This is a genomic window from Pyxidicoccus fallax, from assembly GCF_012933655.1.
GTDB lineage: Bacteria > Myxococcota > Myxococcia > Myxococcales > Myxococcaceae > Myxococcus > Myxococcus fallax.
In genome coordinates, this window is record NZ_JABBJJ010000124.1 from 1 (window position 1) to 20,374 (window position 20,374).

The 20,374-nt window shown below is 67.6% G+C and carries 11 protein-coding genes and 1 tRNA gene; 5 read left to right on the forward strand and 7 right to left on the reverse strand.

The features are described from left to right. Positions 1-33 precede the first annotated feature (33 nt). Genes HG543_RS25125 through HG543_RS25135 form a run of 3 tightly spaced genes read left to right on the forward strand, consistent with a single transcriptional unit; the run spans position 34 to position 7,925 of the window. Positions 34-1,671, forward strand: a complete 1,638-nt coding sequence (locus HG543_RS25125) for a methyltransferase (RefSeq protein ID WP_246357277.1) — start codon at positions 34-36, stop codon at positions 1,669-1,671. Beyond that, on the forward strand, positions 1,668-6,914 hold the full coding sequence (locus HG543_RS25130; RefSeq protein WP_169347390.1) for a MupA/Atu3671 family FMN-dependent luciferase-like monooxygenase: 5,247 nt from the start codon (positions 1,668-1,670) through the stop codon (positions 6,912-6,914). Before HG543_RS25125 ends, HG543_RS25130 begins: the two co-directional genes overlap by 4 nt. A gap of 15 nt (positions 6,915-6,929) precedes the next feature. Continuing rightward, positions 6,930-7,925 carry a fumarylacetoacetate hydrolase family protein gene (locus HG543_RS25135; RefSeq protein ID WP_169347391.1) on the forward strand — a complete coding sequence of 332 codons (996 nt, stop codon included), beginning with the start codon at positions 6,930-6,932 and terminating at the stop codon, positions 7,923-7,925. A gap of 84 nt (positions 7,926-8,009) precedes the next feature. Here HG543_RS25135 and HG543_RS25140 read toward each other — a convergent pair whose 3' ends face one another. The 3 genes from HG543_RS25140 to sitA5 form a co-directional block, all read right to left on the reverse strand. Then, the gene (locus tag HG543_RS25140) at positions 8,010-8,360 is read right to left on the reverse strand and encodes a DUF2019 domain-containing protein (protein ID WP_169347392.1); all 351 of its coding nucleotides are present in this window, start codon (positions 8,358-8,360) and stop codon (positions 8,010-8,012) included. A gap of 81 nt (positions 8,361-8,441) precedes the next feature. Further along, the gene (locus HG543_RS25145; protein WP_169347407.1) at positions 8,442-8,792 is read right to left on the reverse strand and encodes a DUF2019 domain-containing protein; all 351 of its coding nucleotides are present in this window, start codon (positions 8,790-8,792) and stop codon (positions 8,442-8,444) included. Beyond that, a complete protein-coding gene (sitA5, locus tag HG543_RS25150; protein WP_169347393.1) occupies positions 8,792-10,144 on the reverse strand; it encodes a SitA5 family polymorphic toxin in 1,353 nt (450 codons plus the stop codon). The genes HG543_RS25145 and sitA5 overlap by 1 nt, the downstream gene beginning before the upstream one ends. A gap of 245 nt (positions 10,145-10,389) precedes the next feature. Here sitA5 and HG543_RS25155 point away from each other — a divergent pair. Then, positions 10,390-10,475 (forward strand) — tRNA-Leu (locus HG543_RS25155). 253 nt (positions 10,476-10,728) lie between these two features. Here the strand turns inward: HG543_RS25155 and HG543_RS25160 are convergent. From HG543_RS25160 to HG543_RS25175, 4 genes are all read right to left on the reverse strand, one after another. Further along, the gene (locus HG543_RS25160; protein WP_169347394.1) at positions 10,729-11,337 is read right to left on the reverse strand and encodes a hypothetical protein; all 609 of its coding nucleotides are present in this window, start codon (positions 11,335-11,337) and stop codon (positions 10,729-10,731) included. Continuing rightward, a complete protein-coding gene (locus HG543_RS25165; RefSeq protein WP_169347395.1) occupies positions 11,334-12,341 on the reverse strand; it encodes a hypothetical protein in 1,008 nt (335 codons plus the stop codon). Before HG543_RS25165 ends, HG543_RS25160 begins: the two co-directional genes overlap by 4 nt. Positions 12,342-12,349: 8 nt before the next feature. Then, a complete protein-coding gene (locus tag HG543_RS25170) occupies positions 12,350-17,791 on the reverse strand; it encodes a CHAT domain-containing protein (RefSeq protein ID WP_169347396.1) in 5,442 nt (1,813 codons plus the stop codon). Between the two features lie 302 nt (positions 17,792-18,093). Next, positions 18,094-18,696, reverse strand: a complete 603-nt coding sequence (locus tag HG543_RS25175) for a short chain dehydrogenase (RefSeq protein WP_169347397.1) — start codon at positions 18,694-18,696, stop codon at positions 18,094-18,096. 158 nt (positions 18,697-18,854) lie between these two features. Here HG543_RS25175 and HG543_RS25180 point away from each other — a divergent pair, with 158 nt between their 5' ends. Continuing rightward, positions 18,855-20,327, forward strand: coding sequence for a carotenoid oxygenase family protein (locus tag HG543_RS25180; RefSeq protein ID WP_169347398.1), 1,473 nt, complete (start codon positions 18,855-18,857; stop codon positions 20,325-20,327). The last annotated feature ends 47 nt before the right edge of the window (positions 20,328-20,374 follow it).

Here is a 20,374-nt window from a genome sequence, read left to right on the forward strand (position 1 = left end):
TATTATACTGGGCAACGTCGCGTGTGTGCGGAGATGTGTAGAAGAGACAGGTACGAGAAGGGGTACCGCGTCTTCCTGGAGGTGGGGCCGAAGCCGACGCTGGTGGGGATGGGCAAGAGGTACCTGGGGCAGGCGCAGTGGGTGGGAAGCCTGAGGCAGGGCAGCAGCGACTGGGAGCAGATGCTGAGCAGCCTGGCGAGGCTGTACGTCCGGGGCGTGGAGGTGGACTGGGCGGGGTTCGACAAGGACTGCGCGTGGCGCCGCACCTCGTTGCCCACCTATCCCTTCCAGCGCGAGCGCTACTGGGTCGACTCCCTCATCCCGAACACCGACGTCCTCGTGACCTTCTACCGGACCATCGTTCAGTTGGCGGAGGTCAACACGGCGGTCCAGTTCCCCTCGCTGCGCTTCGCCACGCTCCGTGAGCCCGTCCCGGGCTTCTCGTGGATCGCGATGTACCGGCCCGAGGCCGACCCCTCGAAGGAGGCCATCTACCGGAAGTTCTATGACCTCGCCCTGCAGTCGAATCGCGAGATGGCCCGCACCATCTACCGGGGACTCGACTTCTCGTCCTTCTCGCGCGTGCTCGACATCGGGTGTGGCCATGCCGCGGATCTCATCGACCTGGGCCAGGCGCATCCGCACCTCGAGCTCCACGGCTGCAACATCTCGCCCGACCAGATTGAAGCGGGCCGGCAGCGCATCCGGGGCCTCGGTCTCGATGGCCGCATCTCGCTTCACTATCAGGACAGCTCGCGGGATCCGTTCCCCTCCACCTATGACCTGGTCATCGCCTTCCAGGTCATCCACCACATCCGGAACAAGGCGGACCTCTTCGCGAACATCAGCCGGAGCCTCCGCAACGGTGGCTTCCTGGTCATGGCCGAGACCCTCTCGAACATGGCGAGTCCCATCGAGCACCCCGAGTCCACGACGCTCTTCGTGCCTCAGGGAGAGTGGGCCGACCTCCTCGCCCGGAATCACCTCCGGATCGTCGAGGCCGTCGAGGCCAGCCAGGAGATCGCCAACTTCCTCCACGACCCCGACTTCGAGCAGAACTTCGCCCGGGTGACGCGTGATCTGGACGAGGTGACCCAGAAGCACCTGCACGGCATCCATATGCTGGGGGAGCTGCTCAAGCGCAGACTGGCCGCCTACCTCCTCTTCACGGTGACGAAGGACGAGTCGCTGGATGTGGACACCATCCGGCGCATCAACCTCGAGCGGCTGAGCGCGCGCGTCTCCTACGAGACCACCTACAGCGCGGTCGAGAAGGGCCCGTATGCGCTGCCGCTCGTCCCAGGGGCCGCGTCGCTCTCGGGCGTCTCCGAGACGACGAGCACCTTCTCGAACGTGTTGCGCTCCGCGGAGCCCGGACAGCGCGGCCAGCTGCTCGACAGCTACCTGCGCGAGCTGGTCGCCAACCTGTTGAAGATGCCGGTCGCCCGAGTGGATGCGGAGCAGCCCCTGAACACCCTCGGCATGGACTCGCTGCTCTCGCTCGAGCTGAAGCACAAGATCCACGCCGAGACGGGCGTGAGCATGCCGCTGGATGAGCTGCTCCAGGGCGCGAGCATCTCGCACCTGTCACACCAGCTCGCGGAGCGGCTCGACGGGGACGGCAAGGCGGTGGTGGCGGAGAACCCGGACTGGGAGGAAGGCGAGCTGTGAACGCGGACGAACTGGTCGCCGAGCTGTCCAGGCAGGGCGCCACGCTCTGGGTCGAGGGAGAACGGTTGAAGTACCGGGCTCCCAAGGGCGCGCTGTCTCCGGAAACCCTGAACCTGCTGGCCACGCACAAGGTCGCGCTGCTCCAGCACCTCCGTCGGCTTGGCGCCGATGGTGAGTCCGTCCATCCGCTCTCGCATGGGCAGCAGGCGCTCTGGTTCGTCTCCCAGGTGGCACCCGACAGCGCCGCGTACAACACGGCGCTGTCCATCCGCATCGTCTCCACGCTGGACGTCGCCGCGCTGCGGCGGGCCTGCCAGCAACTCGTGGACCGGCACGGAGCGCTGCGGACGACGTTCTCGACGCACCAGGGGCAGCCGGTCCAGAAAGTACGTCAGCGAGCGGAGGTCCAGTTCGAGCACATCCAGGTCCCGGACCTCGAGCTCGATGTCCTGCGGACCCGGGTGATGCGCGCCCACGAGGCCCCGTTCGATCTGGAGCGTGGCCCCCTGATGCGCGTGTACCTGTTCTCCCGGGGGCCCCGGGAGCACGTGCTGCTGATCTCCATCCACCACATCGTCTACGACGGGTGGTCGCTGCTGGTGCTCGGCGATGAGCTGCTGCGCTCCCTCTACGCGGCGGAGAAGGCCGGGGTGCCAGCCGCGCTTCCCCCGCCACGGGCGACGTACGTGGACTATGTCCGCTGGCAGTCCGAGATGCTCTCGGGCCCCACGGGGCAGCGGCTTTGGGAGTACTGGTCCAAGCAGCTGGCGGGGCCGCTGCCGGTGCTGAACCTTCCCTTCGCGCGTCCACGGCCCGCGGTGCAGAGCTACTCGGGGGCTTCGGCCCCGGTCGCGCTGAGCGGGACACTGACCCGGAGGCTCCGGGCGCTCTCCGAGCAGGAGGGCGCCACGCTGTACACCACGCTCCTGGCCGCGTTCATGGTGCTCCTGCACCGCTACTCGGGCCAGGAGGACATCCTGGTCGGGACGCCCACGCTCGGACGGACGCAGCCGCAGTTCGCGAAGGTCGTGGGCAACTTCATGAACATGATCGCCCTGCGGGGGAACCTCTCCGAGGACCCCTCGTTCCGGGGCTTGCTCGGGCAACTCCGGCAGACGGTCGTCGGTGCGCTCGCGCATCAGGACTTCCCGTTCCACCTCCTCGTGGAGAAGCTGAACCCGGAGCGCCACTCCAACCGCTCGCCCATCTTCCAGGTGGCGTTCATGCTGCAGCCCACGCCTCGGGAGGACATCTACCAGGGAGACGAGGCGAACCCGGCCCTGCCCGGCGGGCTCGTGTTGCGGCCCTTCGACATCCCGCAGCAGGAGGGACAGTTCGATTTGTCCCTGGAGCTGACGGAGACGGACTCCGCCCTGAGCGGCGTGCTGAAGTACAGCACGGACCTGTTCGACGCGGCGCTCGCCCAGCGGATCGTGGGGCACCTGGTGACACTGCTGGAGGGCATCGTCGAGGCCCCGGAGCGGCACCTGTCCGACCTGCCGCTGCTGACGCCCGAGGAGCGTCGCCAGGTGCTCGACACCTGGAACGCGACCTCGACCGAGCTCTCCAGCGCGGCGTGCATCCACGAGATGTTCGAGGCGCAGGCGCGGAAGACCCCGGAGGCCATTGCGTTGGTCTCTGGAAGCCAGCGGTTGACCTACCGCGAGCTGAACGCGCGCGCGAATCGCCTGGCGCATCGCCTGCGGGGGCTCGGTGTCGGCCCGGAGGTGCGAGTGGGCCTCTGCGTCTCGCGCGGCCCGGACATGGTGGTGGGCATGCTCGGCATCATGAAGGCGGGTGGCGCCTACGTGCCCATGGACCCGACCTATCCGGCCGACCGGCTCGCCTACATGCTCACGGACTCCCAGGCCCGGGTGGTCCTGTCCGAGGAGCGGCTGCGCGCGCTGCTGCCGGACACGGCCGCGAAGGTGGTGTGCCTGGATGCCAGGGACGACAGCGCCCCTGGGGAGTGGGACGACCCGAGGAGCGGTGTCCATGCGGAGCATGTGGCCTACACCCTCTACACCTCGGGTTCCACGGGGCGGCCCAAGGGCGTCATGGTTTGTCACCGCAACGCCGAGCGCTTCTTCGCGGCGATGGATGAAGCCATGGACAGCCGGGATCGGGGCGTCTGGCTTGCGACGACCAGCATGTCGTTCGACATCTCCGTGCTGGAGATCCTGTATTCGCTCACCCGGGGCTTCCAGGTGGTCCTCCGCGGCGAGCAGGGGGTGAGCCGGAAGCCGGTCCCCAGCGGCACCTCGACCAGACCGCTCGAGTTCAGCCTGTTCTACTTCGCCAGCGACGAGCGCGAGAACACGCAAGGCAAGTACCGGCTCCTGCTCGAGGGGGCGAAGTTCGCGGATGAGCACGGCTTCACCGCGGTCTGGACCCCTGAGCGGCACTTCCATGCCTTTGGGGGGCTCTACCCGAATCCCTCCGTCGTCAGCGCGGCCCTGGCGGCGACCACCCGGAACATCCGGCTCCGGGCGGGCAGCATCGTGCTTCCGCTGCACAGCCCCATCCGGGTCGCGGAGGAGTGGTCCGTCGTGGACAACCTCTCCGGGGGCCGCGTCGATCTCTCCTTCGCGTCGGGGTGGCACCCGAACGACTTCGTGCTCGCGCCGGAGCGCTTCGCCGATGCACGCAGCGGCCTGTTCGAGCAGATCGCGACCGTCAAGAAGCTCTGGCGGGGAGAGGAGGTGTCTTTCCGGAATGGGCAGGGTCAGGAGGTCGCGGTGCAGACGCTGCCGCGGCCCGTCCAGCGCGACGTCAATGTCTGGGTCACGGCCGCGGGCAACCCCGAGACGTTCCGCGCGGCCGGAGAGTCCGGTGCCAACGTGCTCACCCACCTGCTCGGGCAGAACCTCACGGAGCTGGCGAAGAAGATCCAGCTCTACCGGGACGCCTGGAAGGCCAGCGGCCATGGTCCCGGGACGGGTCACGTCACCCTCATGCTGCACACGTTCATGGGGGAGGACGTCGACGAGGTTCGCCAGAAGGTGAACGCGCCCCTTCGCCAGTACCTGAAGAGCTCCGTGGGCCTCTTGCGGTCTGTCATCGGGCCGTTGCCGCACGGCGCCGAGCTCGAATCTCTCAGCGAGGCGGACATCGACATGCTGCTCTCGAAGGCCATCGACCGGTACTTCGATCAGATGGGCCTGTTCGGGACGGTGGAGAGCTGCCTGCCGATGATCGACCGGCTGCGCGAGCTCGGGGTGGACGAGGTCGCATGTCTGATCGACTTCGGCGTGGACGTCGAGTCCACGCTGGCGGGGCTTCGGACGCTGAACGCGCTGCGGGAGCGGTGCACCCGGCGCGAGGAGCCCGAGGACATCCCGGGGCTCATCGCGCGGCACGGGGTCACCCACTTCCAGTGCACCCCTTCGATGTTGCGCATGTTGCTCCTGGAGCCGGGCGGCGGCGAGTCGCTCCGCCCGCTCAAGAAGCTCCTGGTGGGAGGAGAGGCCTTCCCGGCAGAGCTGGGGCAACAGGTCCGCCCCCTGGTGGGGGGCGAGGTGCTCAACATGTACGGGCCGACCGAGACGACCATCTGGTCTTCCTTCGATCGATTGGCGCGGGGCGAGTCCGTCATCTCCATCGGACGCCCCATCGCGAACACCCGGATGTACCTGCTGGATGGGCGTCTGCGGCCGGTGTCGGTGGGCGTGCCCGGCGAGCTGTTCATCGGCGGAGAGGGCGTGGCTCGGGGCTACCTCGAGCGCCCGGAGCTGACGGCGGCGCGGTTCATCCCCGACCCATTCGGGCCCGTGGCCGGCGCTCGCCTGTACAGGACGGGAGACCTCGGGCGCTATCTGCCTGACGGCCGTATCGAGTTCCTGGGCCGGGTGGATCAACAGGTCAAGGTTCGGGGGGTGCGCATCGAGCCAGGGGAGATCGAGGCGGAGCTGCGCCAGCACCCGGAGATCCGCCAGGCCGTGGTGGTGCCGCGAGCGGACGCGGCGGGAGAGGTGAGCCTCACGGCCTATGTGGTGGCGGGTCCGGACGCGAAGGTCGCGCCCTCGGAGCTGAGGCGCTTCCTGCGGGACAGGCTGCCGGCGTCGATGGTCCCCGCCCACTTCATCCGGCTCGACGCGCTGCCGCTGACGCCGAACAAGAAACTGGATGTCCGGGCGCTGCCACTTCCCGATGCGCCCGCGCCAGAGCTGTCGGCCGTGTACGTCGCTCCGCGGGACGCGCTGGAGCTGGAGCTTGCCACCCTCTGGGAGGAGCTGTTCGAGCTACGTCCCATCGGGGTCACCAGCAGCTTCTTCCAGCTGGGAGGCCACTCCCTGTTGGCGGTCCGGTTGATGTCCCGGCTGCGCGCGAGGTTTGGTCGGCAGCTTCCGGTCTCGCTCCTGTTCCAAGCGGACACCATCCAGCAGATGGCGGCCCTGCTGCGCCGCGAGGGGGTCGCGCTCTCTCGCGAGCCACTCGTGAGGATCCAGGAGACGGGCGACAAGCCGCCGCTCTTCTTCGTGCATCCGACGGGAGGGGACGTGCTGTGTTACGCGCCGCTGGCGAGGCAGCTCGGTCCACGGCAGCCCTTCTACGCGCTACAAGCCCTGCCGGACCAGGAGGCCGGCTCCATCGAGGAGATGGCGGCGCGGTACCTGGAGGAAGTGCGCAAGGTGCGCGCGACGGGGCCCTACCGGCTTGGCGGCTGGTCCACGGGAGGGATTGTCGCGCAGGCCATGGCCCGGCGGCTGGAGGAAGCGGGAGAGCAGGTGGAGCTGCTCATGCTCCTGGAGACCTGGTCCCCGGACATCTACCAGCGCGCGGACGAGCCCGCCGCGCTCATGGCCTGGTTCGCCACGGACCTGCTGGGGGGGACGGAGGCGGCGCGGCTCGATGGGGCGCGGCTCGAGGCACTCGATGAAGCGGGGAGGCTCGGCTACCTTGTCGAGCGCGCGAAGGAGTCCGGTGCGCTACCGGGCCTCGAGCTGCCGGAGCTGGAGCAGCGGTTCCGGATCTTCGCGAGGAACGCTCGCGCGCTGTCCCGGTACCGTCCGGAGCCCTACCGCGGCAAGGTCCTCTTCCTTCAGGCGGAGCAGGCGACCGCGCATCCGACAGACACCCTTCCCGAGCCAGCGGAGAGCTGGGGACAACGCCTGACGCAGGCAATCGTGCACCGGGTGCCTGGCAGTCACTACACGATGTTGCAGGCTCCTCATGTTCGCGAGGTCGCGGACCGGATGGCCTGCTTCCTGGAGCAACCTGGCACGCCAGCCGGGCCGCACTGAGGGGAGGTCTTCGTCGTGGGAATTCATGTCGCGAGATTCAAGGTCGGCGACGAGGCCCGCTGGGGATGGGTCCGTCAGGAACAGGTCGTCCCCATTCCCGGCCGGTATTCCTCCCTGGCCGAGTTCCTGGGCGAAGGCGCGGCCCGAGCCCGGGCGCTGGTCCTGGAGAAGGTGAGCGAGGCCATTCCCCTGGCGGAGGTCGAGCTGCTCGCTCCGGTCACCGCGCCCTGCAACGTCATCTGCCAGGGCCAGAACTACCGGAGCCACATGTTGGAGGTGGGGCAGGATCCGGACGCGAAGGACTTCAACCAGTTCTTCAGGAAGGCGTCGTCCTCGCTGACGTCGAACACGAGCAACATCCTCAAGCCGGCGCGGGTCCGGATGCTGGATTACGAGATCGAGCTGGGACTGGTCATCGGCCGGAGGATCTCCGGGCCCGTGCGGGTGGAGCGGGAGCGGCTGCACGAGTTCATCGCGGGGCTCGTGATCTGCAACGACGTCTCCGCGCGGTGTCTCCAGCTGGCCGAGGGGCAGTGGCACAAGGCGAAGAGCTTCCGGACGTTCTGCCCCGTGGGTCCGTACGTCTACCTGATCGACCAAGAGGATATCGCGAGGCTGATGAACCTCAGGCTCGTGCTGTCGGTGAACGGCGAGGTCCGGCAGGACGCGAGCACGGGGGAGATGGTCTACCCACCGGAGGAGACCCTCACGGAGCTGTCGGAGATCATGGACCTGTTCCCGGGAGACCTCTTGCTGACGGGGACCCCCAGCGGCGTGGCGGCTGGGCGGAACATGTCGAAGGCGGCCCGAAAGGTGGGGAAGCTCATCAGCGTCTTCCTGTCCGACAAGACGCTCGGGAAGCTCATCTTGAAGTCTGGCAACACCAGCGCCTATTTGAAAGACGGCGATGTCATTCGGGCCTCCATTTCCAGCCCGGATGGCCTCATCCATCTGGGGACACAGGAGAACCGGATCGTTGCCCAGACACCGGCGACGGAGGGCCAGGCCTGAAGAGAGCAGGAATGAGTCACTTCACCTGGACTCACTCTTCGCTAGGGAATCCACTTGGCATGGGTCCGGATTGGGTACCCACGTCTATTCCGGATCCAGCGCCCAGGTGCCGTCCTTCCAACGTCGTAGTGTCATGATCGCTCCGATGGCGGCAATCCCTCCCTCATTCGCTGCCGCTTCCAGTACCGCCTTGGCTTCTGCCGTCCGGTAGCGGAGCAGAAACTCGGCCGCCATGGCTCGCACATCCGTACGCGGATGCTTCAGCAGCACGGCGAGGGCGTCTCGCCCGGTATTCCCCTGCGCGCGTAGCGCCTGAAGCGCGGCGATGTACTGCTTGGCATGCTTGTTCCCCGTCCTCGAATCTCCTCGATGAATGGCATCAGTCTGGGCTGCGACATTCCGAGCGAACTGCTCGACCAGTTCTTCCAACGTCATCTCCAGCCCCTCTTCTTCACGTTCTCAATGGCCAACAGCCAGAGCTCGCGTTGGGCCTCGTAGGACTGCACGAAGGCACCGCTAACCCGGATCGAGCGCCCAGGTTCCTTCCTCCCAGCGCTTCAATGCCTGCTGCGCTCCGAACGGGACCAGCCCCTGTCCCTTGGCAGCTTCCTCCAGGACCGCTTTGGCTTCGGCCGTCCGATAGCGAAGCAGATGCGCGGCAGCCATCACTCGCACGTCCATTCGCTCGTGCTTGAGCAGCACGGCAAGAGCGTCACGCCCGGCATTGCCGTGGGCCAGGAGCTTATCGACTGCGGCGCCGTACTTCCTGGCGTGCTTGTTCCCGGTCTTGGCGTCTCCCCGGAGGATGGCCTCGTTCTGTGCAGCCACGTTCTGGGCGAACTGCTCGACTAGATCCTCCAACTCCATCACCAGAGCCCCTTCCCGACATTCTTGATGGCCAGTAACCCGAAGTCACGTTGGGCCTCGTAGGACTGCGTGCTCAACCATTGCCGTACGGTCAATGGCGAGCCCGTAATATCGCGTCGAATCGACGAATAGAACGCGCTGACATCGCTGTGTAGTGCCCTGTCCAGCGGGATGACGTTTTCGGTGTTGTGGAGGGCCTGGGGGCCGAAGCGCTTCACGTTGCCCGGGGTCTGCTCGACGATGTGGTGCCACTCCTGCTCTGGGCCCGCCGGACCCATGGCCTTCTTGAAGCCACTGAACGAGCCCCAGGCCCTGTAGCCTGTGGGACGCGCCTTGGCGGCGGTACCTCCGCCCGTGCCTCTGGCCGTCATGGCCACGGCGCCGGGTGCGAGGGTGATGGTGACGGTCTCAGCGCTCACGGCCACCGTTCCCACGTCCGCGACCGCCGCGAGCCTGATGCCCACCTGCGCTTCGGCCTGCACCGCCGCCTGCGCGGCGCCGGGGAGCTTTGGCACCTTCGACCCCAGCCCTGCCGCCGTGTTTCCAATGGCGGCCATGGCCAACATGGCGAACGCGCGTGCCGCATTGCGGCCCATGACCTTGCCATAGCGCTCCCCCGCCTCGCGCAGCTCGTCAAACGTGGTGGCCCGCTCCGCCTCCTCCACCAAGCGCTTGAAGCCCACGATGAGGCTCCAGAACGTATCCACCCCCACGTAGGCAATGAGCGAGGCGGTCATCACGGCGGCCACGCCCTTCGAGAAAGGCTCGGGCACCGCGAGCAAGATGCAGTACGTGGTCCACGTCCAGAGAACCGCCGACAGCATGGCCTCGGGGTCGGCCATGTCCTTGAAGGCGTCCATCATCTCGTCCCACACGACGCCCTGGGCCAGGGCCATGGCCAGGGCGTAACGCCCATCCCCGGTGACCGTGGGACTCTCCACCAGCAGGCGCAAGCAATCGCCGGGCCTGCTCGTGCGCTCGCACCAGCGCAGGTAGGCGCGCGTCAACGCCACCTCTGCTGCGGGTGGTTCGCCCTCCAGGTGTTCGCCTGGGCCCAGCGGGATGACACGGTGGCTGCGCGGCTCGTACCGGTACGAGCCGCTGCGCGAATCCACCTCGAACAACCGCCGGGCCGTTTCCTGGGGGCGGGTGGATGGCCGCACGCTCTGGGCGAGCACTTCTACTGCTTCAACGAAGGCGTCTTCGTCCAGCTCCACCGGCGCGGCATCGCCGCTGCGTGGGGTGAGGACGACGGGCTCGCCGTGGCCCGTGTGCAGGCGCACGGACTTCGTGGTGCCGCTGCATCCGGCCAGCATCACGAGCAGTAGGGGAATCGACCATCGCGGCAGCATGCGGAGCCCTTCTGGCGCTGGCCCCCTTTCCGCGGGAGCCCATCGTCGACGCAAGGCCGCGTAATACCAGATAGAACTGACAGACGCTCCGGGCTGAATCGGTGCTGGGGCGCGCGCGTGATTTTGCCCCCCAGGTTCCGGTCCGGACGGGCATGATCCGGTTCACCTCGTTAGGAGAATCGGGTACCACACGCCTCTAGCGGGCAAAGCCGGGGCGGTCGCAGTAGAGTGCTGAAGCCATCGGCGCACGAGTGGCGGAACTGGCAGACGCAGCGGACTTAAAATCCGCTGACCCGCAAGGGTCGTCCGGGTTCGATCCCCGGCTCGTGCACTTCTGATATCCTTGAGCAGCACCGAGAGGGTAGTTCCGGCAGGGCTATGGAGTTGACGCCCTCCCCGGAAGGAACAGGCGTTAATCTGATTGAGGTGTTGTCTGTCTGCTCCACCTAGGAGACAGCACTTCCAAGCACGCTTGAACCTTCTCCAGGTCATCAGCAATGTCGCTCATCGCGGAGAGACGCTCCTGAATCATGGGAGTCATGCATCTATCAATGCCGTGTGCGAGGGAAGGTTTCCTGCCGTGCCTACTCTCGCGGCCGTGATGCTTCGAGCAGGATGACACCTCCGAGAACCACCGAGTTTCCCAGGGCCGCTTCCATCGACTCCTCATCGGAAGCCGAGATGCCCAGCAACAGGACAGGCGCTTCACCGGCCTCCATTCGCCATCGGCGCCGGGGCAACCGCCCCTCACCGAGCGCGGACCGATAGAACACGCGGAAGTCCCCCGCCAGCTCCGGCGCCGGCCGGAGTTCGATGATGTCCCCCTGAGCGAGCCGCACCATCTCCACCTCGCCCCGGCGCGGCGTGGCCAGGCGGGTTGTCGGACGTGCTTCGGGGCCCAGGACGTGGGTCATCAACTCGGGGGCGAGTACTGCTTCCAGGACTCCAGGCTCGCGATGCGTCAGGGTCCGCTGAAGCTCTCGGAGGCCCGTCAGCATGCGCGCGAGCCACGGGTGCGCGATGACGGCCGACGCGAATTCGTCAATGTGCTCCCTCCGGCTCACTGCGTCCCGCCAGCGCTCCGCGGCATCCGGAGCCATCAAGAGTTCCTGCCAGTCTTCGAGCGCATCCGCGTCCTCTGCACCCAAGATGAGGGAATCCAGCGTTGCCACGTCCGGAAGCTTCCTGCTCATCGCACCACCTCCAGGGCCTTCGCGAGCGTGTCCAACTGTTCGGCCTTCTTCCTCAACTCGGGGGCGGCGCCTTCGTCCAGATTGAAGGCGGTGAGCGTCGTCTTCGTGACGGCCCTGCGCAGCAACTCCCACTCCATGAGCGCCACGGCCTGCTCCGAGTCCGGTCCCGCCAGGGCCGTTTTCAGGAGCCGCCCAAGGAGGACCTCCAGGCCCTCTCGCCTCAGACGTTGCACGGAGCGCCTGTCCCGCGGCGCTGTCGGGGGCAGCGCCGCGGCGATGTCCTCTTCACTCCGCTGGTACGAAGGGACGTTGGAGCAGGGTTGGAACAGCCACTCTCGAACGGCCAAGTGTGGAAGGCCGGCCTCGGAGCTGTCGAGGATGAGCGCTCGGTGGAGGCACTGGAAACGGAACTGGGCATCGTGCATCCGCACGCTTCGGGTTTTCTTCGACGCCGGTACCTGCGAGGGCGGTAGTGACGGGAGCTCGAACCATTCGGCGCGCAGTTCCTCTGTCGCGCGCAACCACCAGCCCACGAGGTCAGGGCACGTGCGCGCGAGCAACTTGCGCAGCGTGTGGGCCAGCCGTTCCATCAGGCGAGTCACGTCGACATCCTGGGTCTGCTCGGCACCTTCCTGCAGCGGCGTGGGGGATGCTTCATTCGATCGTTGGCGCTGTGCCTCCAGCCACTGCATCTTCCGGGTGTACCCCTCCCGTGACTCGCGCTGGGTGAGCCAGAATCGAGCTTCGGTGAACAGACGCCAGCTCCTGGACGAGGGGGAGATCTTCGCCGGGTCGAGGTCGCCCGTGGCGAAACGGGTGAGGCACCAGTCGACGGCGTCGTCCAGGGTGTTGAAGCGGAAGGCTTCGAGCAGCCGCTCCTCTCCGTAGGGCGCGGCCACCCAGGAGAGGCTGTGCCGAAGCAGCACGGCGAGGGAGTCCCGGTGGGCGGCGACGAGTGCCTCCCGTTCCTCGCGGGACCACCCCGTGATGGCTGGATAGTCCATTCCCATGCTCAGGTCCCCCACCAGCGGAAGGCTCCCAGATGCACTGGCTGGCTCAACTCCTCGACGAGCTCGGCCCCGGACAGGTGCGCAACCGCCGGAGAGGCGGCTCCCGAGGCAAATGGCACGAGGCGCGCCGAGTCCACCTGGAACAGGCGATGGGCGGAGTCCCGCCGCAGCCAGTCAAGTGCGGCGAGCACCTCGGGCACGCTGCCGTGGTGCCCCTGCTTCCGGAGTTGCGCCAGGAGGTCGGCGGCCCGCGTGATCGCCTGGACGAGCGCGTGGGCGCTGTGGCCCATTCGCATCCGCGCCATCCCATAGCCCTCACACACCAGCGCCTTAACGATGTCATGGACCGGCCAGGCCAGGTCGATGACCGCGCAAGCGCCGTTCGCCAGGAAGCTCCGTGCGAGCCCCGGGATGCGGTCCGTGTCATCCCGAAACAGGCGCTTGAGGTCGGCTCCCCCAGCGGTGCTTGCCCAGAGCTCGACGACGTCACCTCGGGAAAGGAGCGTTCCGTGGGTGTTTCGCTCACGCAGGGCTCGTCTGCCCTCGAGGCGCAGCAGGGCCATCGTATCGTTCAACGACTCCAGCCCTCCCACGCCATAGAGGCGCAACGTGCGGATACCGGGCGCGGCGCGTTCCAGGGCATCCACCTCCACCACGGTGGAGCCACGGAACTCCCGGGGGTCCACGACGAACTCCGGAGGCCGCAGCCGGCGCAGCGTCTCCACCGCGGCCTCTCCGAAGCATGTCGTGCCGTCCTCCTGTTCGCGGGCCAGCAGGCACGCCGTGAAGTCCTTCCTCTGTGCACGCTTGGAGTCGGCCATCGGGTAGAAGTCGAGGGAGGGCCGGTGGGCCAGAGAGTCCACCTGGGCGGCCAGAGGGCGACCTCCCACTCGCAGCCCGAGCAGCGGCAATGCCCGCAAGGCTCCAGGCGCCAGGAGACTCCAGCGCAACTTGCGTCGACGCTGGGCGGACCGGAGGAGCGTCTTGAGGGCGGGGGCAAGTGCTTCCTCGACGAGACACCAACCCGGGCCGCGGGGACCCGCCTCTCCCCGACGCGGGCCCCCGTCCACGGGATCAGGCTTCAAGAGGCCGTGGAGTCCGGCCAGGACCCGGCCCGCTTCGATCCGGAGAACCTGTTGTCCACGCTCGGCACCATCGTTCCAGACCGCCATCACCAGCAGTTCTCCGGCGGGCCCCATAGGCGTCAGGGAAAGCCCGAGCACGGCTTCGCCTTCTCGCAATTCGCGCAGGGAATCCTCATTCACCCGGAGCTCACGCCCCGACACCAACCCCCTCGATATGAGGGGAATCTCGTCGCCATGCTGGCGCGTGGCCTCGGTCTCGGCGTCGCGAAGGGCCGTCCAGCGTTGAAGCGCCTCCTCCTCAAGCAACGCGGAGGCGAGGACGACCTCGAAGGCAGCCGTTCGGACCTGGGCGGGTCTGTGTTCGCGTGCGTTGCAGAGTTCATCGAGACTCCAGGCGGTGTAGTCCAGGCGGCCCCGGACGCCTTCCCTGAGCGCCTGCGCGGAGTGGGTGAACGGATCCAGGCGATGGGGAGGGGCAACTCCCTCCACGGCGCGAGGCTCCTCGGACAGCAGCGCCGCGTCCGCCAGGACGGTGTGCAGCAGCCCGCGAATGCGGAGGAGGGTCCACAGTGGCTCGAACACCGGGTCGGGGTGACGCGGTATCCAGGACACGTGCCGCGCGAGCCGGTTCAAGAAGGTGACACGGAGGTCACACGCGTACTGCAAGCAGGCCAGGAGGTGCGCGGCCTTGTCGGATTGGCGCTGCTCGTGACCGGCGAGGTAGGACTTCAGGAGCATCCGGTACGCCTCGCCCGGTGTTCCTGTCGTCCACACCAGGGGATGGCCATCGTCGGTTGGGTAGCCCCAGATGTCCCCTTCGAGCCTCGCGAGCGCCTGGTTGAAGACCTCGGTGAGGACCGACGAGCCTGGACGAGGCGGCTCGGCCTGAACCATCCGGGCAACTGTGAAGTGGAGCTCCCTGGGTGTGAGGAAGTTCAGTGCGCGCGCGGTACGTGCTTCATCCGGTTCATGGTGGGCGAGTGCCCCCTTCAACCGCTGGTAGGCCGCCGCTATTGCTTCCCGCAGTTCCGTGGCTGAAGTGATGCGACGAGCCAGCTTCAATACGTTCGCATGGGCTCCACGCTCCGCTTCGGGGAGTGTGGCCAGCAGCTCGACAGCGAGGGTCGCGATGCGCAAGGCCTCCGGCGAGCCGGGAGTGGCACGCCGCAGGGCGTCGGTGAACCGGTCGAGTGTCTCCTGCCTCACCTGCTCGATGCTCTCGAGCTCCAGTTCCCCGGAGAACCGTCGCAGGTACTCGTACCTCGCATGGGCCGCGTCGGCATCGGGATCACGCCCGGGGGGCAGTGTTTCCAGGAGCTTCCCGGCGCGAGCCAGGGCCACTGGGTGCGGTTCGGGGGGCACGATGGACTCCCCCCATGCCACGTCGAGCCAAAGGTGCGCGGCTTCCACGGTCAGCCGGTCGCGGTCCACCTCCGCGAGCTGGGGCGCGGCGAGAGCTTCATGCACCCACGCCAGCGCGGTGAGCAGGTTGTCCTGGTGGGAGGAGTTGAGTCGATCGCGCAGCAGTCGGGCCATCTCGATGGCCTGCGAGGGAGTGGGCGACGCCTCCTGCATGAGCTTCGTCACACGCGTGAGCCGTTCATCCTGAAACTCATCGAAGGTGGCATGGGAGGGCTCATGCGCCAGGAGTCGTTCGAGGTGCTGCTTCTCCTCGTCCGTCAGGGGACGTTCATCCGGAGCGGTCCAGGGCTTTTCCGGTGCCCTGTCTGGTACGCCGGTGAAGCGAATGCCGGCCCAGGAGAGCGGACTCGAGAGCTTCGCCCGCAGAGGGCTCCAGTCGTCCTCGGCGGGCCCCAACGTTCGTAGGAAGTTGGCAATGGCGCGGGCATCGAGCTGGACTCCAAGGGTCGCCGCGAAGGCGACAATGCCCTCCACGCCCGAGGACTGTTCGCTCAGATGACGAAGCAGCTCCGGGATTCCCTCCCGGAGCCACCAGCGTTGCGCCTCGGCGAGCGACTTCGCGGCATCCTGGCCTTCGCAGAGGCCGAGGTGGAATCGCCGGGCCAGCACCGCGGTGACGAGGTCGGGAACCGACCACAGCGTCCCGATGGCGCTCCGGACCCCGACATGTAGCAGGAGGAAGTCCAGGCCGAACCCCTCGTTGACGAAGGGTGTCAGAGGGTCCGTTGGACGGTTGGTTCCGGACTGGCAGGCCCACAGCTCCACCCGCTCGGCCCCTTTGAGCAGGAGGTTCACCTGGGCGAGGTCCAGCTCTTGTTCACCCGGGAGGAGGAGGCGCGGTGGATTCCCCGGCGAGTGCTCACCATGGGTGTAGATGCTGAGGACCCTGGCGCCTGGCGCCGCGCGCCGGAGTTGCTCGAGGTTCGCCAGGTCTCCCTCCAGTCGCTCCTGGCCCGGGGATGGTGGCAGCGCGAGTGCGTGGAAGCCCGTCTCCTTGCCCGGAATGAAGACGACGTGCCCGGTGCGGGGCGGCGCGGGAGCTGGGCGGGTCCGCAGCGGGAAGAGACAGGGGAGCCAGACTAGTGAGTCGAACCTGTCGATGGGGCGGGAGCCCGGCGGGCCCAGGGCCGCGAGCGGAAGTTGTGCCGCGGAGTTGGACGGCAGCAACACGACGCGGCGCCTACACCCCTGCGGTAGCGCCGCGGACAGATCCACCTGGGAGAGGAGCGCCGTGAGTTGCTCGTCTTCTCGAAACGTTTTCACCTCCTCTGTGGCCCGGTGGAGCAGCTCGCGCAGTGCTTCGGGCAGGGAGAGGGTTGCGGCGCGTGCGACGAGTTGCTCATTCTCGAGCCAGACCCCTACCACCAGGAGGTCGTCAACGAGGTCCAGTCTGAGCAGGATCTGGTCTGGATGCTCGCGCAGGAGAGCGAGCAGATCGGCTGGTCCCAGGTCGGTGCAGAGCGCCTGCTTCACCTTGTCGAAGTCGGGCTCGGCCTCCTGGAGTGCGCGGGTCAGCCGCTCGACCTGTCTCACTCCCTCCTGGATGACCGAGTCGAGATGGGTAACAGGAACGCTTTGCCGGTGGGCCCGCCGCAGCTCATCCAGGATGAGCTCCTGCGTCACCGCCTCCGGACTAGTGAGAAGCTCCTGCAGGGATTGCTGTTGCTCGTCTGGAGTAAGTCGGTCGAGGTTCCTGGCTATCACATCGAGCATGTATGTCCGGTGTACATGCTTCAGCCGCTCGTCTTGCAGCTCACGTGCGAGCGGCGTGCTGGGGCTCCAGGCATGGTCCGCGAGGACCTCGGCGAAGCGAAGGCCACTGGTGTTCTCCAGCACGAGAAAGGCGCTCACTGCATCCTGCTTCTCCTTCGCATGGATACGCGCGGCCAGCGCCGCAGCGGCCTGGAAGTCCAGGGAGGCAGTATCCGCTTCGAAATCCGCGATGGTGTTGCGCGCGCGCTGGTGGATGGCGAGGCCGATGAAGTCTCGCAGCCGCTCCAGCGCGGCATCCGGGGCCTGCGCGCGCACCAGCACGGTGGCGAGGTGCAGGACCTCCTCACCTTCCTTCGGGAGGTGCTCTGGCCGGACCTGAGTGAGGAGGGTCTGGGCCCGCAGAACCCGGTCAGGCGAGTCTCCCCCGAGCAGGACGTCGGCCAGGATGATTCGCGTGCGGTCCTCGTACCCGACGTCTCCCTCCTTCAGTGCGTCCACGAGGATGCGCTCGGCCTGTGCGAGGTCCCGGCGGCGTCCTCTCCGCGCCAGCAGGGTCGCCTGCGCCCAGCTGGCTCGATAGAAGACGTGTCGCATGGAGCGGCGGGTCTGCCGTTCGATGCGGCGTACGAGGGAGATGGCCCGGTCGTATTCCCTCAGTGCCCTGTCGTAGTCCCTCCGATGGACGCCCAGGAAGTTGGCGAAGTTGAGGTGCACTTCCGCCATCTGGTCGACCCCCAGCACTCCACAGGGTTCCAGGCGCCGGAGCGCACTTCGATAGAGTTGCTCAATCTCATTGAGCCGGGACGGTTTATCCGCGTCCTTCCAGTGCAGCACGATGCCGCGAAGGCATACCGCCAGGGAGTTCGCGGTCTGCGCGAAGCGGCGGGGAGCACGCGCACGAGAGGGAGAGTTCAATGCCGCACGCAGGAGTTTCTCCGCGGTGAGGAGGCCCAGACCTGATGCGAGAGGGTCGTCCGACAGCGTGTGGCCCAGGTCGTGCCGAGCTGCTGCCGCCGCCGCGCCATGATCGTGGGGTGCATGCAGTGCTACCGCCTGCCGGAAGAAGTCGGCGGCCTCCCGCTTGCGCCCAAGTGAGGCAAGCGTTCTGCCTCTGCGGCGCAAGTCGGATGACATCCGACCAGTCGGGGTGGAGTGGATCTCCTGCTCGTACTCCTCCTCCAGTTGGTACACATCGAGCTGACGCAAGGCGCTTTTCTTGTTCATGCCGCATCCTCCTGACCCCATAGCCGGAGCCGGTGCCGCGGTTTCCCCCAAGCACAGGGTGCGATGTCCCTGGCGCTGAAGCCTCGGTGAGGTGCGTCGTCCTGGGTTCGTATGCTCGCCTGGATTGAAGGACCGGGCTCTGGACGGCTACCGGTCAGGTCCATTCATTCCTGGGACACCAGGGGAGGGGGTGGCAACGAACCCATACAGTCCCTGGGCAGAGTACGTCCAGTGAGTCGTTCTCGGGTTACGCCGTCGCGGTGGACCCCAGGGGCGGGGCATCGCGGAGAAGAAGGCGTCGCTCAGCCGAACCGGCGCGCGTCGATGACCTCGCCGGTCCGGGTGCCCTCCACGCTCTCCACGTAGGCGGGGGCCACCTTCTCCGCAGGCATCCCGGGCACACCCTTCATGCCCATGGCGTCCAGCGTCTCCTGGACCCACGGCGGGCTGACGACGTTGATGCGGATGCTCCTCGGGGCCTCCAGTGCCGCCGCGCGGGTGAACCCCTCCAGCCCCGCGTTGATGAGGCTGATGGCCGCGGAGCCCTTCATCGGCTCCTGCGCCAGCACGCCGCTCGTCAGCGTGATGGAGCCCTTGTCGCGCACGTGGGGCAGCGCCAGCCGCGCCACGTTGATCTGCCCCATCAGCTTGTTCGACAGGCTGAACTGGAAGTCCTCATCCGTCAGCTCCGTCAGGCCCTTGAAGGCTCCGGTTCCTGTCACGGAGACGACCGCATCGAACGGCGCCACCGCCTGGAACAGCCGCTGGAGCGAGTCCTTCGACGTGATGTCCGCCTGGTACGCCCCGCTGCTCCTGCCCACCTCGACGATTTCGTGACGCCCGGATAGCGCCCGCACCACGGCCCGGCCAATCGTCCCCGTTGCTCCGATGACCACGACTTTCATGTCCGCTCCTCCCTGGTAGGTGCGCGCGAACATGCCGCCACACGAGAGCGCCTGCTCGTGAAAAGGCCCCGTGACGTCAGGAGGTGTACGGGACGACCTGGACGGCGGGCCCGGTACGTATCCAGACCAGACACCCAGCCCGTTCTCCCCAGGTCACCATGTTCGCCGTTTCAGCCTCTTCGAGCCCCTCCACGCCCAAGGCCCGGGGCCTGAGGGACGTCTCGGCGCCTTCCTGGTTCCGCGCCTTCGCGCCGCTGCCCCGCGAGCACGGCTTCGAGCCGCTCCGCGTGGAGGGAATCCTCCCCGAGGACCTCCAGGGCACGCTGTACCGCGTGGGCCCCGCCGCCTTCTCCGCCCACGGCCAGCGCTACGGCCACTGGTTCGACGGAGACGGCGCCGTCTCCGCCGTGCGCTTCGCGGGCCGCTCCGCCCACGGCGCCACCCGCTTCGTGGAGACCCAGCACCGCGCGCATGAGCGGCGCGAGGGGAAGATGCTGTACGGCCGCTACGGCACCGTCATCCCTGGTGGCCCCCTCCACCGCCTGCGCGCACTTCCGTACAACGCCGCGAACACCGCCCTGATGCACTGGCAGGACCGGCTCTTCGCCCTCCACGAGCAGAGCCACCCCACCGAGGTGGACCCCGACAGCCTGCACACGCTCGGCGCGACGGACCTGCACGGCATCGTGCAGCGGGCCTTCTCCGCCCACCCTCGTCGCGTCCCCTCGCGCAAGGCCACGTACAACTTCGGCGCGCGCTACGGCCCCGGCTTCATGTGGCTGGACCTCTTCGAACTTCCCGACGTGGGCGCCGCCCGCCGCCTCTGCACGCTGAAGCTGCCGGGGCTGACGCTGCTCCATGACTTCATCGCCACGGACCGGTACCTCGTGTTCCTCGTCCCTCCGATGAAGCTCCCCCTGCTGCGCATGGTCCTCGGACTGGGCACGCTGGCGGACGGCCTCGCGCTCGACACCTCCCGGGGCACCGAGGTCATCGTGGTGCCCATCGACGACCCCGAGCGCCCGGTGCGCTTCACCGTGGACCCGTTCTTCCTCTGGCACTTCGCCAATGCCTTCGAGGAGCGCGGCCACATCGTCCTCGACATCGTTCGCTACGCGGACGCGAGCATCAACCTGCTCCTCGGTGAGTTCATCACCGGTCACCTCAAGCACCCGCCGACGGGAATGCTCCACCGGCTCCGCATCGACCCCGTGCGCCAGCGCCTGTCCTCGGAGCAACGCTGGGACCGGCCCTGCGAGTTTCCCCATCAGTCCTCCGAGCAGTCCTGCCGCGATGGGCGGTACCTGTATCTCCTGTCGAGCTCACCGGAGGGCGGGCTCCAGCCACCGGACCAGCTGGCGAAGGTGGACCACCACGGCGGCGCAGTGGAGACCGTCTCCCCGGGACCCGGGCAGTACCCCTCCGAGCCCGTCTTCGTCCCCCGCCGGGGCGCCACGGGTGAGGACGACGGCTACCTCCTGACGCTCGTCTACGACAGCCGGCGCCACGCCAGCCACGTGGCCGTCTTCGACGCCCGGCGCTTCACACGCGCGCCCCTGGCACGGGTCTGGTTCGACCACCACCTTCCGTTCACCGTGCACGGACTGTGGGTTCCTCGGGAGAGGGGATAGGCGCGCACCCGACAGCCCCCTGGGATTCCCGGTGCGCCCTCACACCC

Excerpts from the sequence above, each read along its gene's own strand:
- HG543_RS25180 (WP_169347398.1), top strand. The coding sequence starts at position 18,855 with ATGTTCGCCGTTTCAGCCTCTTCGAGCCCCTCCACGCCCAAGGCCCGG.
- HG543_RS25165 (WP_169347395.1), bottom strand. The coding sequence starts at position 12,341 with ATGGACTATCCAGCCATCACGGGGTGGTCCCGCGAGGAACGGGAGGCA.
- HG543_RS25175 (WP_169347397.1), bottom strand. The coding sequence starts at position 18,696 with ATGAAAGTCGTGGTCATCGGAGCAACGGGGACGATTGGCCGGGCCGTG.
- HG543_RS25170 (WP_169347396.1), bottom strand. The coding sequence starts at position 17,791 with ATGAACAAGAAAAGCGCCTTGCGTCAGCTCGATGTGTACCAACTGGAG.
- HG543_RS25145 (WP_169347407.1), bottom strand. The coding sequence starts at position 8,792 with ATGGAGTTGGAGGATCTAGTCGAGCAGTTCGCCCAGAACGTGGCTGCA.
- sitA5 (WP_169347393.1), bottom strand. The coding sequence starts at position 10,144 with ATGCTGCCGCGATGGTCGATTCCCCTACTGCTCGTGATGCTGGCCGGA.
- HG543_RS25140 (WP_169347392.1), bottom strand. The coding sequence starts at position 8,360 with ATGACGTTGGAAGAACTGGTCGAGCAGTTCGCTCGGAATGTCGCAGCC.
- HG543_RS25160 (WP_169347394.1), bottom strand. The coding sequence starts at position 11,337 with ATGAGCAGGAAGCTTCCGGACGTGGCAACGCTGGATTCCCTCATCTTG.
- HG543_RS25125 (WP_246357277.1), top strand. The coding sequence starts at position 34 with ATGTGTAGAAGAGACAGGTACGAGAAGGGGTACCGCGTCTTCCTGGAG.